Source organism: Auraticoccus cholistanensis, from assembly GCF_009742705.1.
Taxonomy (GTDB): Bacteria; Actinomycetota; Actinomycetes; order Propionibacteriales; family Propionibacteriaceae; genus Auraticoccus; species Auraticoccus cholistanensis.
Window position 1 is genome coordinate 177137 of sequence record NZ_WPCU01000005.1, and the last position, 13076, is coordinate 190212.

9 protein-coding genes and 1 pseudogene are annotated in these 13076 nt (G+C 74.7%); 7 read left to right on the forward strand and 3 right to left on the reverse strand.

Going from position 1 to position 13076, the window contains the following annotated elements; all coding sequences use genetic code 11:
• Positions 1-36: 36 nt before the first annotated feature.
• Positions 37-2478 carry a DNA gyrase/topoisomerase IV subunit A gene (locus tag GC722_RS06730; protein ID WP_156609265.1) on the reverse strand — a complete coding sequence of 814 codons (2442 nt, stop codon included), beginning with the start codon at positions 2476-2478 and terminating at the stop codon, positions 37-39.
• A 111-nt stretch (positions 2479-2589) separates the two neighbouring features.
• Positions 2590-3636, reverse strand: a complete 1047-nt coding sequence (locus GC722_RS06735; RefSeq protein WP_156609267.1) for an App1 family protein — start codon at positions 3634-3636, stop codon at positions 2590-2592.
• 73 nt (positions 3637-3709) lie between these two features.
• On the opposite strand from GC722_RS06735, the gene GC722_RS06740 reads away from it, so the two are divergent.
• The 5 genes from GC722_RS06740 to GC722_RS06760 are packed head-to-tail and all read left to right on the forward strand — an operon-like array spanning position 3710 to position 9747.
• Positions 3710-6355 (forward strand): GNAT family N-acetyltransferase, encoded by a 2646-nt coding sequence (locus GC722_RS06740; RefSeq protein ID WP_197429873.1) that lies wholly within the window; start codon positions 3710-3712, stop codon positions 6353-6355.
• Between the two features lie 58 nt (positions 6356-6413).
• Positions 6414-7025: a DUF5998 family protein gene (locus tag GC722_RS06745; protein WP_156609270.1), complete on the forward strand. Its 612-nt coding sequence runs from the start codon at positions 6414-6416 to the stop codon at positions 7023-7025.
• 11 nt (positions 7026-7036) lie between these two features.
• Entirely contained in the window at positions 7037-8176 is a 1140-nt protein-coding gene (locus tag GC722_RS06750) for an alkaline phosphatase family protein (protein WP_156609272.1), read from the forward strand.
• A gap of 42 nt (positions 8177-8218) precedes the next feature.
• Entirely contained in the window at positions 8219-8899 is a 681-nt protein-coding gene (locus GC722_RS06755) for a thymidine kinase (protein ID WP_156609739.1), read from the forward strand.
• Positions 8896-9747 carry a sulfurtransferase gene (locus GC722_RS06760; protein WP_156609274.1) on the forward strand — a complete coding sequence of 284 codons (852 nt, stop codon included), beginning with the start codon at positions 8896-8898 and terminating at the stop codon, positions 9745-9747. The genes GC722_RS06755 and GC722_RS06760 overlap by 4 nt, the downstream gene beginning before the upstream one ends.
• Positions 9748-10212: 465 nt before the next feature.
• Here GC722_RS06760 and sepH read toward each other — a convergent pair.
• Positions 10213-11221, reverse strand: a pseudogene (gene sepH, locus GC722_RS06765) (septation protein SepH); the annotation flags it as partial.
• A gap of 171 nt (positions 11222-11392) precedes the next feature.
• Between sepH and GC722_RS06770 the strand changes: the two are divergent.
• Positions 11393-12517 carry a ferrochelatase gene (locus GC722_RS06770; RefSeq protein ID WP_156609277.1) on the forward strand — a complete coding sequence of 375 codons (1125 nt, stop codon included), beginning with the start codon at positions 11393-11395 and terminating at the stop codon, positions 12515-12517.
• Positions 12518-12722: 205 nt separating this feature from the next.
• A complete protein-coding gene (locus GC722_RS06775; protein WP_156609278.1) occupies positions 12723-13022 on the forward strand; it encodes a DUF4193 domain-containing protein in 300 nt (99 codons plus the stop codon).
• The last annotated feature ends 54 nt before the right edge of the window (positions 13023-13076 follow it).

A 13076-nucleotide genomic window follows, 5' to 3' on the forward strand; every position in this document is an offset into this window, starting at 1 on the left:
GCTGCCCGGCGCCGTCCCACCGCGCCCGCGGCAGGCTCAGGGCCGCCACCCGACGGCCTCGACCGGCTGGGCGACCGGCTGGCCGGAGCCGTCACGGCGCGGGTCGACGGCCGGCAGCTCCACCGGCGCACCCGACCCGGCCGCGGCCGCGGGCGAGGGCCCGACCCAGGCGGTGAGCAGGGCGTCCTCGCCCTTGAGCAGCCGCATGCAGCGCACCCCGGCGGTGCCGCGGCCCTTGCCGGGGTAGGCGTCCAGCGGGGTCACCTTGGCCGAGCCGGTGTCGGTGCCCGGCAGCGCCGAGGAGCTGCCGGCCACGGTGACCACCGAGGCGCCGGCGCGGGCGGCGCCGAAGTGCAGCACGCCGGCCCCCGCGGCGAGCTTGATGCCGGCGATCCCGCCGCCGGACCGGCCCTGCGGGCGGACCGCGGAGGCGGGGAAGTGCAGCAGCTGGGCGTCGCTGGTGATGAAGACCAGCTCCTCGGCGTCTGGGTCCTCCAGCTCGACCGCCCCGACCACCTCGTCGCCGTCGCGCAGGGTCACCACCTCCCAGGCGTCGCGGTTGAGCACCTCGGGGTTCACCCGCTTCACCACGCCCTGCCGGGTGCCCAGCGCCAGCCCGGGGGAGTCCGGGCGCAGGCTCGTCAGGCACAGCACCCGCTCGCCGGGCTCCAGCACCACCAGCTCGCTGAGCGGCACCCCGCCCTGCAGGTTGGGTGCGCTGGCCGTGGTGGGGATCTGGGGCAGGTCGAGGGCCTGCACCCGCACCAGCCGGCCGGCGCTGGTGACCACGCCGAACTCGCCGCGCGCGGTGGTCCGCACCCGGCTGGTGAGCACGTCGTGGGAGGCCCGGGCCCCGCCGCCGGGCAGCTCTTCGCCGTCCGGGCCCGCGGGCGTCCGCGCGATCAGCCGGCTGCTGGACAGCAGCACCCAGCAGGGGTCGTCCGCGACCTCCAGCGGGGCGGCGGTGGTGGCGGCGGTCACGCCGCTGGAGGCCAGCAGCACCGTCCGCCGCGGCGTCCCGAACTGCTTGGCGACCGCGGCCAGCTCCTCGCCGACCACCTGGCGCAGCACGGCCTCGTCCTCGATGATCCGGTTGAGCCGCTCGATCTCCTCGGCCAGCCGGTCCCGCTCCGACTCCAGCTCGATCCGGGAGAACCGGGTCAGCCGGCGCAGCTGCATGTCGAGGATGTAGCTGGCCTGGGCCTCGCTGAGCTCGAAGATCTCCATCAGCGAGGTGCGGGCGGCCGCGGCGTCGTCGGAGCGGCGGATCACCGCGATCACCGAGTCGATGTCGAGGATGGCGATCAGCAGCCCCTCGATCAGGTGCAGCCGGTCGACCGCCTTGTCCCGGTCGTAGCGGGAGCGGCGCAGGGTGACCTGCAGCCGGTGCTCGAGGTAGACGGTGAGCAGCTCGTGCAGCGACAGGGTGCGGGGCTGGCCGTCGACCAGGGCCACCGAGTTGATCCCGAACGAGGTCTCCAGCGCGGTCAGCCGGTACAGCTGCTCGAGCAGCACGTCGGGGTTGAACCCGTTCTTGACCTCGATCACCAGCCGGGTGCCGTGGGTGAGGTCGGTGAGGTCCTTGACGTCGGCGATGCCCTGCAGCTTCTTGGCCTGCACCAGGTTCTTCAGCTGCTCCATCACCTTCTCCGGGCCCACCGCCAGCGGGAGCTCGCTGACCACGATGCCCTTGCGACGCGGGGACGTCTGCTCCACCCGCGCGGTGGCGCGCATCTTGAAGCTGCCCCGGCCGGTGGCGTAGGCGTCGCGGATGCCGTCGAGGCCGACGATCTTGCCGCCGGTGGGCAGGTCCGGGCCCGGGACGAAGCGCATCAGCGTGTCCAGCGTCGCGTCCGGGTGCTTGAGCAGGTGCCGCAGCGCCTGCACCACCTCGACCAGGTTGTGCGGGGGGATGTTGGTGGCCATCCCGACCGCGATGCCCGAGGTCCCGTTGACCAGCAGGTTGGGGAAGGCCGCCGGCAGCACCGTCGGCTCGGACTCCTTGCCGTCGTAGTTTGGCCTGAAGTCGACGGTGTCCTGGTCCAGGCCGGTGGTCATCGCCAGCGCGGCGGCGTCCATCCGGCACTCGGTGTAGCGCATCGCCGCCGGGCCGGCGTCGGGGGAGCCGAAGTTGCCGTGGCCGTCCACCAGCGGCACCCGCATCGTCCAGGGCTGGGCCAGCCGCACGAGCGCGTCGTAGATGGCGCCGTCACCGTGCGGGTGGTACAGACCCATCACCTGCCCGACCACGCGGGCGCACTTGACGTGCCCGCGGTCCGGACGCAGGTTCATCTGGTCCATCGTGAACAGGATGCGGCGCTGCACCGGCTTGAGGCCGTCACGGGCGTCGGGCAGCGCGCGGCTGTAGATGACGGAGTAGGCGTACTCCAGGAAGCTGGTCTGCATCTCGGCGGAGACGTCGACGTCGAGGATCCGCTCGGTGAAGTCGTCGTCCACGGGAGGCGTGGTCTTGGCCATGGGTCGCCGGGCTCCTGGTCGGTCGCGGGACACGCACCCGGGCAGGCACGCGCGGGCTCATTGTCCCCGGTGGGGGCGGCCCCGCGGTGCAGGCACGCGGGGCCGGACGGCTCAGGCCCCGACGCGGGCCCGCAGCCGCTGGCGGATCTGGGGGAGCAGCCCCGCCCCGTCCGGGGCGCGGACCTCCGGCACCGGGCCGTGCGGGGCGTGCGACTCCTGCTCCTCGAGCCGGGTCACCGGCGTACCGTGCGCCAGCACCTGCTCGACCGGGTTCAGCTGCCGGATGCCGATGACCTTGACCCGGTCGGGGAAGCGGGAGGCGAACTGGTTGTACAGCGTGGGGTCGTGCTGCCCGTCGTCGCCGACCAGCACCCACGAGATCTCGGGGAAGTCGTGGGCGAGCGCGTGCAGGCAGTCCAGCTTGTGCTGGGGTCCGCTGCGGAACCAGCCGGTGTTGGTGGGACCCCAGTCGGTCAGCAGCAGCGGCCCGGGCGGGAAGTCGTGGTGGGCCAGGAAGCGGCGCAGGGTGGGCGCGGTGTTCCAGGCACCGGTGGAGACGTAGACCAGCGGGGCGCCGGGGTGCTCGGCCAGCAGCGTGCGGTACATCTCGGCCATGCCGGGCACGGGCTGACGGGCCGACTCCTCGAGCACGAAGGTGTTCCAGAAGGCCAGCAGCGGACGCGGCAGCGAGGTGCTGATGACGGTGTCGTCGATGTCGCTGACCACCCCGAAGCGGACGTCGTCGTCGAGCACGACCACCTCGACCTCGACCGGGTCGGACTCCTCGGTCTGCACGGTGACCGTCTGCCAGCCGGGTTCGAGGCCGTGCTCGAGGATGCGCAGGTCCAGGTAGCCGTTGCGGCTGACCGTCCCGGTGCTCCACCGGTCCCCGGTCCGCACGGTGACCGTGGCCCGCGTCACCGGCGCACCGAGGAAGTTGCGCCAGCCACGCCGGTCCAGGGTCTGCGCCACCGGCAGCGGGACCACCTCGTCGGTGGGGTCGAGCACGACCCGGGCAAGCACCCGCACGAAGTGGCGGTTGCCGTAGCCGGTGTAGCCCACCACCCGCTCGCGCCAGCCGAGCCGCCGCAGCACCCGGTTGAGACTGCTGTGGATCCCGTCCTCGATCCGCGCGGCGTAGAAGGGTCGTTCCGACATGCCTCCGACCCTAACGGACCCGCGGGGCGGCGACTCCGCGGAGCCCAGGGGCGGCGGCGCTAGCATGAGGCGCGTGTCCGCCCAGGAGTCCGAGCTGCCGGTCGGCTACCCGGTCGAGTGGGAGGCCGACGTCGTCCTCTCCGACGGCGGGACGGCCCGGCTGCGCCCCATCCGGCCCGACGACGGCCAGCTGCTGGTGGACTTCTACGCCCGGGTCTCGGAGGAGTCGAAGTTCCTGCGCTTCTTCGCCCCCTACCCGGTGCTCAGCCCACGTGACGTCGAGCGCTTCACCCACGTCGACTACGTCACCCGGGCCGCGCTGATCCTCACCATCCGCGACCAGATGGTGGCCGTGGGCCGCTTCGACCGGGTCGAGAACGACGAGGCCGAGGTGGCCTTCCTGGTCGAGGACTCCCAGCAGGGACGCGGGGTGGGGCCGCTGCTGCTCGAGCACCTGGCCGAGGCCGCGCGGGAGCGGGGCATCACCCGGTTCACCGCCGAGGTGCTGCCGCAGAACCGGGCCATGGTGCGCGTGTTCACCGACGCCGGCTACCGGGTCAGCCGCCAGTTCGAGGACGGGGTGGTGCTGGTCGACTTCCCGATCCTGCCCACCGACACCTCGGTCGGGGTGATGGAGCGCCGCGAGCACCGCGCCGAGGGCAACTCGATCCGCCGGCTGCTCACCCCGGAACGGGTGCTGCTGCTCGGCCCGGGCCGCCGGATCCAGCCGCTGGCCGACACGCTGCGCCGCAACCAGTTCACCGGCGAGGTGGTGGCGGTCGCCACCGACGAGGCCGAGGTCACCGGGGTGCCGGTGATCGCCTCGGTGCAGGACTGCGGGGACCCGCTGGACCTGGCGGTCGTCGCCGTCGCGGAGAGCGAGCTGGGCGGGGTGGTGATCGACGCCGCGCACCAGGGCGCCAAGGGGATGCTGGTGCTCAGCCCCAGCGGCTCGGCCGCCGCCAGCCGCGGCACCGTGGTCAGCCTGGCCCGGGCCTACGGCCTGCGGGCGCTGGGCCCGGACACCCTCGGGCTGATCAACACCGACGACGCCTACCGGCTGAACGTCACCCCCGCGCCGATGCCGCGGACCGGCCGCGTCGGGCTGTTCTGCCAGTCGGCGGCGGTCGGGGTGGTGCTGCTGTCGGCGGCGCTGGAGCACAACATCGGCATCTCGAACTTCCTCTCCACCGGCGCCTACTCCGACGTCACCGGCAACGACGTCATGCAGTTCTGGGAGGACGACGAGCGCACCGCCGTCTGCGTGCTGTCGCTGGACAAGATCGGCAACCCGCGCAAGTTCACCCGGATCGTGCGCCGGCTGGCGCGCCGCAAGCCGGTGGTGGTGTTCTCGCCGAGCCGCTCGCTGCGCTCCTCCCCGCAGGTCCGCGGGCGCTCGTCCCCGGTGGCGCCGCCGGAGGCCATCGACTCGCTGTTCCGCCAGTCGGGGGTCATCGTCTGCGAGCGCCGCGACGCCATGTACGACGTGGCCAAGCTGCTCGGCCGCCAGCCGCTGCCCTCGGGCCCGCGGGTGCGGGTGATCACCAACGACGACACCCTGGCCGCCCAGGTCACCGCGGCCGCTGCCCGGATGGGTCTGACCCCGAACGAGCCGGTGGCGCTGCCCACCGACACCGGCCCCGACGCCATCGTCGACGCCGCCCGCGCCGCCCTGGACGACCCCGTCAACGACTCGGTGCTGTGCGTCGTGGTCGGGGTCTACGACACCGTGGCCAGCGACGCCCACCACCGGCTGTCGGCGCTGGCCGACACCACCGTCAAGCCGCTGATCGGCGTCTTCGTCGACTTCGAGCGGGTGGCCCGCCGCGCGACCGGCACCGACGGCCCGGGCCAGCTGCCCACCTACGCCAGCTACGGCGACGCGCTGGCCGCCCTCAACGCCGTCTCCGCCTACGCCCACTGGCGGGCCCGCGACCCCGGCGCGGTGCCGATGCTCGAGCTGGACGTCGACGCCGCCCGCCGCATCGTCCACGACGTGCTCACCGACGCCCCGGAGGGCCGGGCGATGACCGACGACGAGGCCACCGCGCTGCTGCGCGCCTTCGGCATCCGGGCGGTACCCCGCTACCGGGTGAGCACCCTGGAGGAGGCGACCCGGGTGGCCTCGCGGCTGGGCTGGGACGTCGTGCTCAAGGCCACCGCCCCCGCGGTGCGCGGGCTGCCCGACCTGGCCAGCGTGCACCGCCACCTCGACGACCCGCAGGAGATGGCCGCGGCCTGGGCCGACCTGGGCCGGCTGATGGTCGAGCTCGGCCTGGGCTCCGTGGACGACCAGGCGCTCGCCGAGCCGGTGGTGCAGGCCACCATGCCGCCGGGGGTGTCGCTGGCCATCAGCTCGGTGGAGGACCCGGACTACGGTCCCGTCATCTCGCTGGGGCTGGCCGGTCTCGCCTCGGACATGCTGGGCGACGTGGTGCACCGGGTGCCGCCGCTGACCGACGTCGACGCCGCCGCCATGGTCCGCTCGCTGCGCGCCGCCCCGCTGCTGTTCGGCCAGGGCCGCAGCCGCGGGGTGGACGTCGCACGGGTGGAGGAGCTGCTGCACCGGGTGGCCGAGATGGCCGACGAGCTGCCCCAGCTCAGCGAGGTCGTGCTCAACCCGTGCCTCGCCTCGACCCGCGACGTGGCGGTGCTGGGGGCCCGCATCACCGTGCTGCCCACCCGCGAGGTGCGCGACCCGCAGGTGCGGGCGCTCTGAGCCGGGCGGTGCCCCGCTCGGCGGCGGCGCGGGGCGGATGCGTGCGAGGATGGCCGTCATGACCTCGAGCTCGACCCAGGCCGCCGCGCTCTACGAGGAGATCGCGGCGAGCGGCTACTTCCCGGCACTGATCGCCGACGCCGTCGCCGAGGGGGTCGACGAGGAGGAGATCCGCGCCTACTGCCTGCACCTGGAGCCGACCTTCACCCACGACGAGATCCACCGCCACCTGACCGTCCTGGTGCTCACCCCCAGCCGGCTCGTGCTGGTCCACACCGACGAGGCCCCGGCCGGCCAGGAGCCGGTGGGTGACGGCCGGCCGCAGGCCATCCTGTCCACCGAGTCGATCAGCCTGTCCGGGATCACCGCGGTGGGGCTGACCACCGTGGTCGCCGATCCGGCGGCGTGGCGCCCGGGCCACCGCGGCATCGCGGAGGTGTGGCTGAACGTGGGGTGGGGGACGATGCGCCGCATCGAGCTGGAGCCGGCGGGCTGCGACGACCCGCAGTGCAACGCCGACCACGGCTTCACCGGCACCGTCTCCACCGACGACCTGACCGTGCGGGCCAGCGTGGCCGCGGACGGGGCCGCCCAGGTCGAGCGGCTCAGCTCCTTCGCCCGCGCGCTGCAGCGGGCCACCGGTGCCGCCGGCCGGACGCGCGGACGCTGAGGGTGCCCGGGATGTCCTTGCCTGAGATGGTGCTGCCCGCCTACGGGCGCAGCAGCCTGGCCGACCTGCTGCCCGCGGTGGCGCACCGGCTCGGCGCCGAGCTGCCCGACGGCCGGGCCGCCCCGGCCGAGCTCGGCCTGCCCGAGGGCGAGCGGTGGGTGGTGATGCTGGTCGACGGGCTCGGCTGGGACCTGCTGCGCTCGGTCTCCCGCGAGGTGCCCTACCTGCACGGGCTGCTGAGGCGGGGCCGCGCCATCACCGCCGGCGTGCCCAGCACCACCGTGACCAGCCTCAGCTCGCTCGGCACCGGTCTGGCGCCCGGCCAGCACGGGATGGCCGGCTACAGCTTCCTCGTCCCGCGCACGATGGAGGTGCTCAACGCGCTGGTCTGGGACTCCGCCGTGCCGCCGCGGGAGCTGCAGCCGTGCCCGACCGTCTTCGAGGGGCTGCGGCCGGGCGTCTCGGTCTCCAGCGTCGCCCCGTCCCGCTTCCGCGGCAGCGGCCTGACCTTCGCCGCGCTCCGCGGCCCGGACTTCTTCGGCCTGGACGACGAGCGCGACGAGGACCGTCGGATCGAGCTGATCGCGCAGCGGGCGGTGTCGGGGGAGCGGACCCTGGTCTACGGCTACGAGCGCGAGCTGGACCACACCGGGCACGTCCACGGCAGCCGGTCCGAGCAGTGGCTGCGCCACCTGATCCGCATCGACGCCATGTGCGCCCGGCTGCGGGCTGCGCTGCCCGACGACGTGCGCCTCGTCGTCACCGGCGACCACGGCATGGTCGACGTCGCCTGGGCCGACCAGCTGGTGGTCGAGGACGAGCCCGGGCTGCTGGCCGGGGTGCAGCAGCTCGCCGGAGAGGGACGGCTGCGCCAGCTCCACGTCGGCCGTGAGCCCGAGGCCGCCGTCGCGGCCCGCTGGCGCGACCGGCTGGGGGAGCAGGCCTGGGTGCGGACCCGCGACGAGGCGGTGGACGAGGGCTGGTTCGGTCCCTGCGACGACCGCGTCCGGGCCCGCTTCGGTGACGTGCTGGTGGCCATGCGGGGTCCCGGTGCGGTGATGACCCGCAGCCTGGACCGCGAGCTGAGCCTGGTGGGCATGCACGGCTCGCTCACGCCGGCGGAGATGCTCGTCCCGCTGCTGGTCGACTGAGGGGGAGCGCGCGTGCCGGAGCTGGTCTTCTTCACGGGTCCGATGGACTGCGGCAAGTCCACCCTCGCCCTGCAGATGGACCACACCCACACCCTGGGCGGGCGCACCGGCGCGCTGTTCACCAGCCACGACCGGGCCGGCGAGGCGCGGATCTCCTCGCGGCTGGGGCTGCAGCGCCCGGCGGTGGAGGTGACCGCGGAGCTGGACCTGTGGCGGTGGGTGGTCGAGGAGCTGACCGCCGGCCGGCGGGTCGACTACCTCGTCTGCGACGAGGCGCAGTTCTACACCCGCGAGCAGGTGGACCAGCTGGCCCGGCTGGTCGACGAGCTGCAGCTGGACGTGTTCGCCTTCGGCATCCTCAGCGACTTCCAGACCCGGCTGTTCCCGGGCTCGCAGCGGCTGGTCGAGCTGTGCGACCGGATGGAGACCCTGCAGACCCGACCGCTGTGCTGGTGCGGCGCGGTGGCCACCCACAACGCCCGCATCGTCGCCGGCAGCATGGTCACCGAGGGCTCCCAGGTCGCGGTCGGCGACACCCTGGCCGAGGTGGAGGCCGGGGCCGGTGACCGGGTCGACCCGGCCGAGCCCGGTGCAGGTGGTCCGGACGACGCGGGAGTCACCTACGAGGTGCTGTGCCGCCGGCACCACCGGGCGAGGATGACCGCGGCCCGCTCGCGCGCCCTGCGCTACCCCGAACCGCTGCCCTTCGAGGAGGAACGATGACCGCGCAGACCCGACGCTGGCTGGTGGACGCCGACGAGCTGGCCCGCCTGCTCGCCGGTGACGACCCGCCGCTGGTGCTGGACGCCCGCTGGAACCTGCTCGGCCCCGACGGACGCGAGGAGTTCGAGGCCGGGCACGTGCCCGGCAGCCGGTGGGTCGACCTCGAGCACGAGCTGAGCGGGCACGACGACCGCTCCCGCGGTGGGGCGGGACGCCACCCCCTGCCCACGCCCGAGGTCTTCCAGGCCGCGATGCGACGCGTCGGGCTCGACCCGGGCCGTGCGGTGGTGGCCGTCGACGGCGGCGCGCTGCTGCCCGCCGCCCGGCTGTGGTGGCTGCTCCGCGACGCCGGCCACGACCGGGTGCAGGTCCTCGACGGCGGCTTCGCGGCCTGGCGCGCGGCCGGGCAGCCGGTCGAGACCGGGCCCTCGGCCGCGGTGGCACCCGGCGGCTTCGTGGCCGGACCGCCCCGGCTGCCGGCGACCGACGCCGCGGGGGTGCAGCAGGCGCTGGCCGAGGGCCGTCCCGTGGTGGACGTCCGCGCGGCCGCGCGCTACCGCGGCGACGAGGAGCCGGTGGACCCGGTCGGCGGCCACGTGCCCGGGGCGCAGAACCTGCCCTCGGCGCTGCTCTTCGGCCAGGACGGCCGGCTGCTGCCACCGGCTGAGCTCGCCCGGGTGCTGGGCGACCTGGGCCCGGAGCCGGTGCTGTACTGCGGCTCGGGCGTCACCGCCTCCCAGACCGTGCTGGCGCTGGCCGAGGCCGGGCGCGAGGACGGCGTGCTCTACGCCGGCTCGTGGAGCGACTGGGTCAGCGACCCCGGCCGCCCGGTGCAGACCGGCGGCTGAGGCCGCCCGTCCGCCCTCAGCTGCGGGGCGCCCCGAACATGATCTCGTCCCAGCTGGGGACGCTGGCGCGCTTGCGTCGTCCGCTCCTGCGGGCCGGGGCGGGCTGCTCGGTCGCCGGGGTGTCGGAGTCGTCCAGCAGGGACGGCTGCTCGAGGTCGCCGGACGCGGTCTGCGGCTCCGGCTCGTCGGCGGTCTCGTCCCCGGCCGCGGCGACCGGCGCCGGCTCCTCCCGGACCGGGTCGACCGGTTCCGGCTCGGGCTGGTCGGCGTCCGGCTGCACCGGCGGCTGCTGCGCCGGGTCCGCCGGCGCAGCGGTGACGCCCCCCTCAGCGGCGCCCGCCTCACCGGTCCCGGCGTCGCCCGAGGGAGTCTGCGGCTGCTCGTCGGCGTCCTTGTCGCGGCGGCGGCGACGACGTCGCCGCTCGGCCCGCGAGGTCGGTGCCTCCTCCGCCGAGTCCGGACCGGGCACGGGGTCGGAGAGACCGGCGTAGATGTTGACCGAGTCCTCCTGCAGCCCGCCGAGCATCTCGTACAGCACGTCGAGGTCGGACTGGTCGCTCGGGATGATGTCGTAGGGGTCGTCCAGCGGGGCGCCGGCCGGCTCCTCCACGGCCGGCCGCGGCGGCGAGGGCGGGGTGGATGAGCGGGGTGCCGGCGCGGGCACGGGGCGGTGCGCGGGGTCGAGGCGGGGCAGCCGTCCGGAGTCGTGGCGGGGGGCGCCGGGACGCCACACCGGCCCCGAGTCCTCCCGGTCGTCCTCGGGCTCGGTCAGGAAGCCGGGGTCGGCCAGCGGGCGTCCCTGCGAGAGCGCGCGGACCAGCGCCAGCTCGTCCTCGAGGTCCTCGGTGGGCTCGCTGTCCGGGTCGCCGGTGCGGGCACCGGGCCGCGAGGGCTGGCTCAGCTCGCCCAGCATCCAGCGGGCGTCGTCATCCTCCGCCGCGCTGGAGCGGGCCCGCTGGTCGAAGCGGAAGGTGGCCCGCCGCTCCGGCGAGCCGTCGCCGCCGGGGAGCGTGGCCCGCAGCCACCACTGCCGGTCCTCCGTGCGCCAGGCGTCCCAGACGAGGGCGTCGGCGCGCTGACCGACGGCCCCGAGCTGCTCGCCGACGACGTCGCGGAGGGTCCGCCCGGCCTGCGCCTCGCCACGGCGCCGGACCGGGGAGGCCAGGGCGAGCGAGGTGATGTGGTTGCGCTCGGCGAGGACGGGCGCGGCGAAGGCCTGGATGCGCTCCAGCGGCACCCCCGCCTCCTCGGCCACCTGCTCCGGCGAGGCACCACCGCGGATCCGGTCCTGGATCTCTCGTGGTCTCAGTTCGCTCTCCATCTGCATCTCCACCTGCGCCAGCCCGGGTCGGTCGCGCCGCAGCGCCGCCGCGAGACGCTCGTCGTTGGCGACGGCGACCTCTTCACCGGAGTCGGTGACGACGATCAGCGCCGAGCCGTCGGGGCTCAACCCCGTGGGCCGCGCGGTGCGCATTCGATCGGTCGCCTCCACTGTCGGATAGTCCCCCCAACCTACCCCGGCGGCGCCCGCCGGGCCGGGAGCCGCCTCGCGGACAGTGCGCGTCGTGGGAAGGACGCTGCGGTGGCTCGTCGCACCGACGCTCCGTCGCGGGCCGGTGCGGAGGCGTCTGGCAGGATGCGGGGCATGTCCTCCTCGTCCCCCGGGCACGGGCTCGCGCCCTACGACGCCCTGCTGCTGGTCTCCTTCGGCGGGCCCGAGGCACCGGAGGAGGTGATGCCCTTCCTGCGCCAGGTCACCGGTGGACGCGGCATCCCCGAGGAGCGGCTGACTGAGGTGGCCGGGCACTACCTCGCCTTCGGCGGGCGCAGCCCGATCAACGACCAGTGCCGGGACCTGCTGGCGGCGCTGCGCGCCGAGCTGGCCGGCCGCGGGCTCGAGCTGCCGCTGTACTGGGGCAACCGCAACACCGCACCCTGGCTCGGCGAGACCATGGCCGAGATCGCCCGGGACGGCCACCGGCGCGTGCTGGCCATCACCACCAGCGCCTACCCCTCCTACTCCTCCTGCCGGCAGTACCGGGAGAACCTGTGGGACGCCTGGTCCCCGGTGGCCGCCGCCGGCACCGAGCTGCAGGTGGACCGCGTCCGCAACTACGCCCAGCACCCCGGTTTCGTCGACGCCAACCTGGCCGCCGTCCGGGAGGCGGTGGAGCGCCTCTCCGACGAGGTCCCGCACCTGCTGTTCGTCACCCACTCGCTCCCTACCGCGATGGCCGAGACCGCCGGCCCGCCGCCCCGCAGCGAGACGGGCTCCTACGTCGACTGGCACCAGTCGGTGGCCCAGGAGATCACCTGGCAGCTGCGCCAGGAGACGGGGGTGGCGCACCCGTTCGACCTCGTCTACTGCTCCCGCTCCGGCCCGCCGAGCCAGCCCTGGCTCGAGCCCGACATCAACGACCGGATGGCCGAGCTGGCCGCGGCCGGCGTCCGCAGCGTGGTGGTGGCGCCCATCGGCTTCGTCTCCGACCACATGGAGGTCGTCTTCGACCTCGACACCGAGGCCCGCGAGACCGCCGAGGAGCTGGGGCTCAGGATGGAGCGCGCCGCCACCGCCGGCACGCACCCGGCCTTCGTCTCGGGGCTGGTCGACCTCGCCCTGGAGCGGGCCGCGGTGGCCCGTGGCGAACCGGCGGCGCCCAGCGTGATCGAGGGCGGCAGCCCCGGCCTGGTCGTCTGCCCGGTGGGCTGCTGCCCGAACCTGCGCGAGCCGGGACGTCCGGCCCTGTGCGGGGCCGTCGCACCGGGCTGAGCGGCCGCCGCCGGAGGTCCCCGGAGGCGCCGGACGGGCGTCCCCGGGAGGCCGGAGGAGCCTGCGCCGAACCCTGCGGGGCCGGCGCGTCTGGGGGTGCCCGGAAACGGGAACAACAAGTGGGCCCGGCTGGTTCGGGTGCTGTGATATGCATGCGCTCGTGCTCCTGCGTCTCGGGGGCACGTTCACGATTCAGGAAGGAACCATGGCGACCGACTACGACGCCCCTCGCAAGTCCGAAGAGGAGCTGAGCGAGGACAGCATCGAGGCGCTGAAGACCCGCCGGAACGACAAGAACTCGGGGAAGGTCGACGAGGACGAGGTCGAGGCGGCGGAGTCGTTCGAGCTCCCCGGGGCCGACCTCTCCCACGAGGAGCTCACCGTCCGGGTGCTCCCCAAGCAGTCCGACGAGTTCACCTGCGCCGGCTGCTTCCTCGTCCGTCACCGCAGCCAGATCGTCGAGCGGCGCGGGAACGACGAGTACTGCATGGACTGCGCCGGCTGACCCAGCGGCACCAGCCCACCACACCACGACCACACGGGTGCGGACCGACCGGTC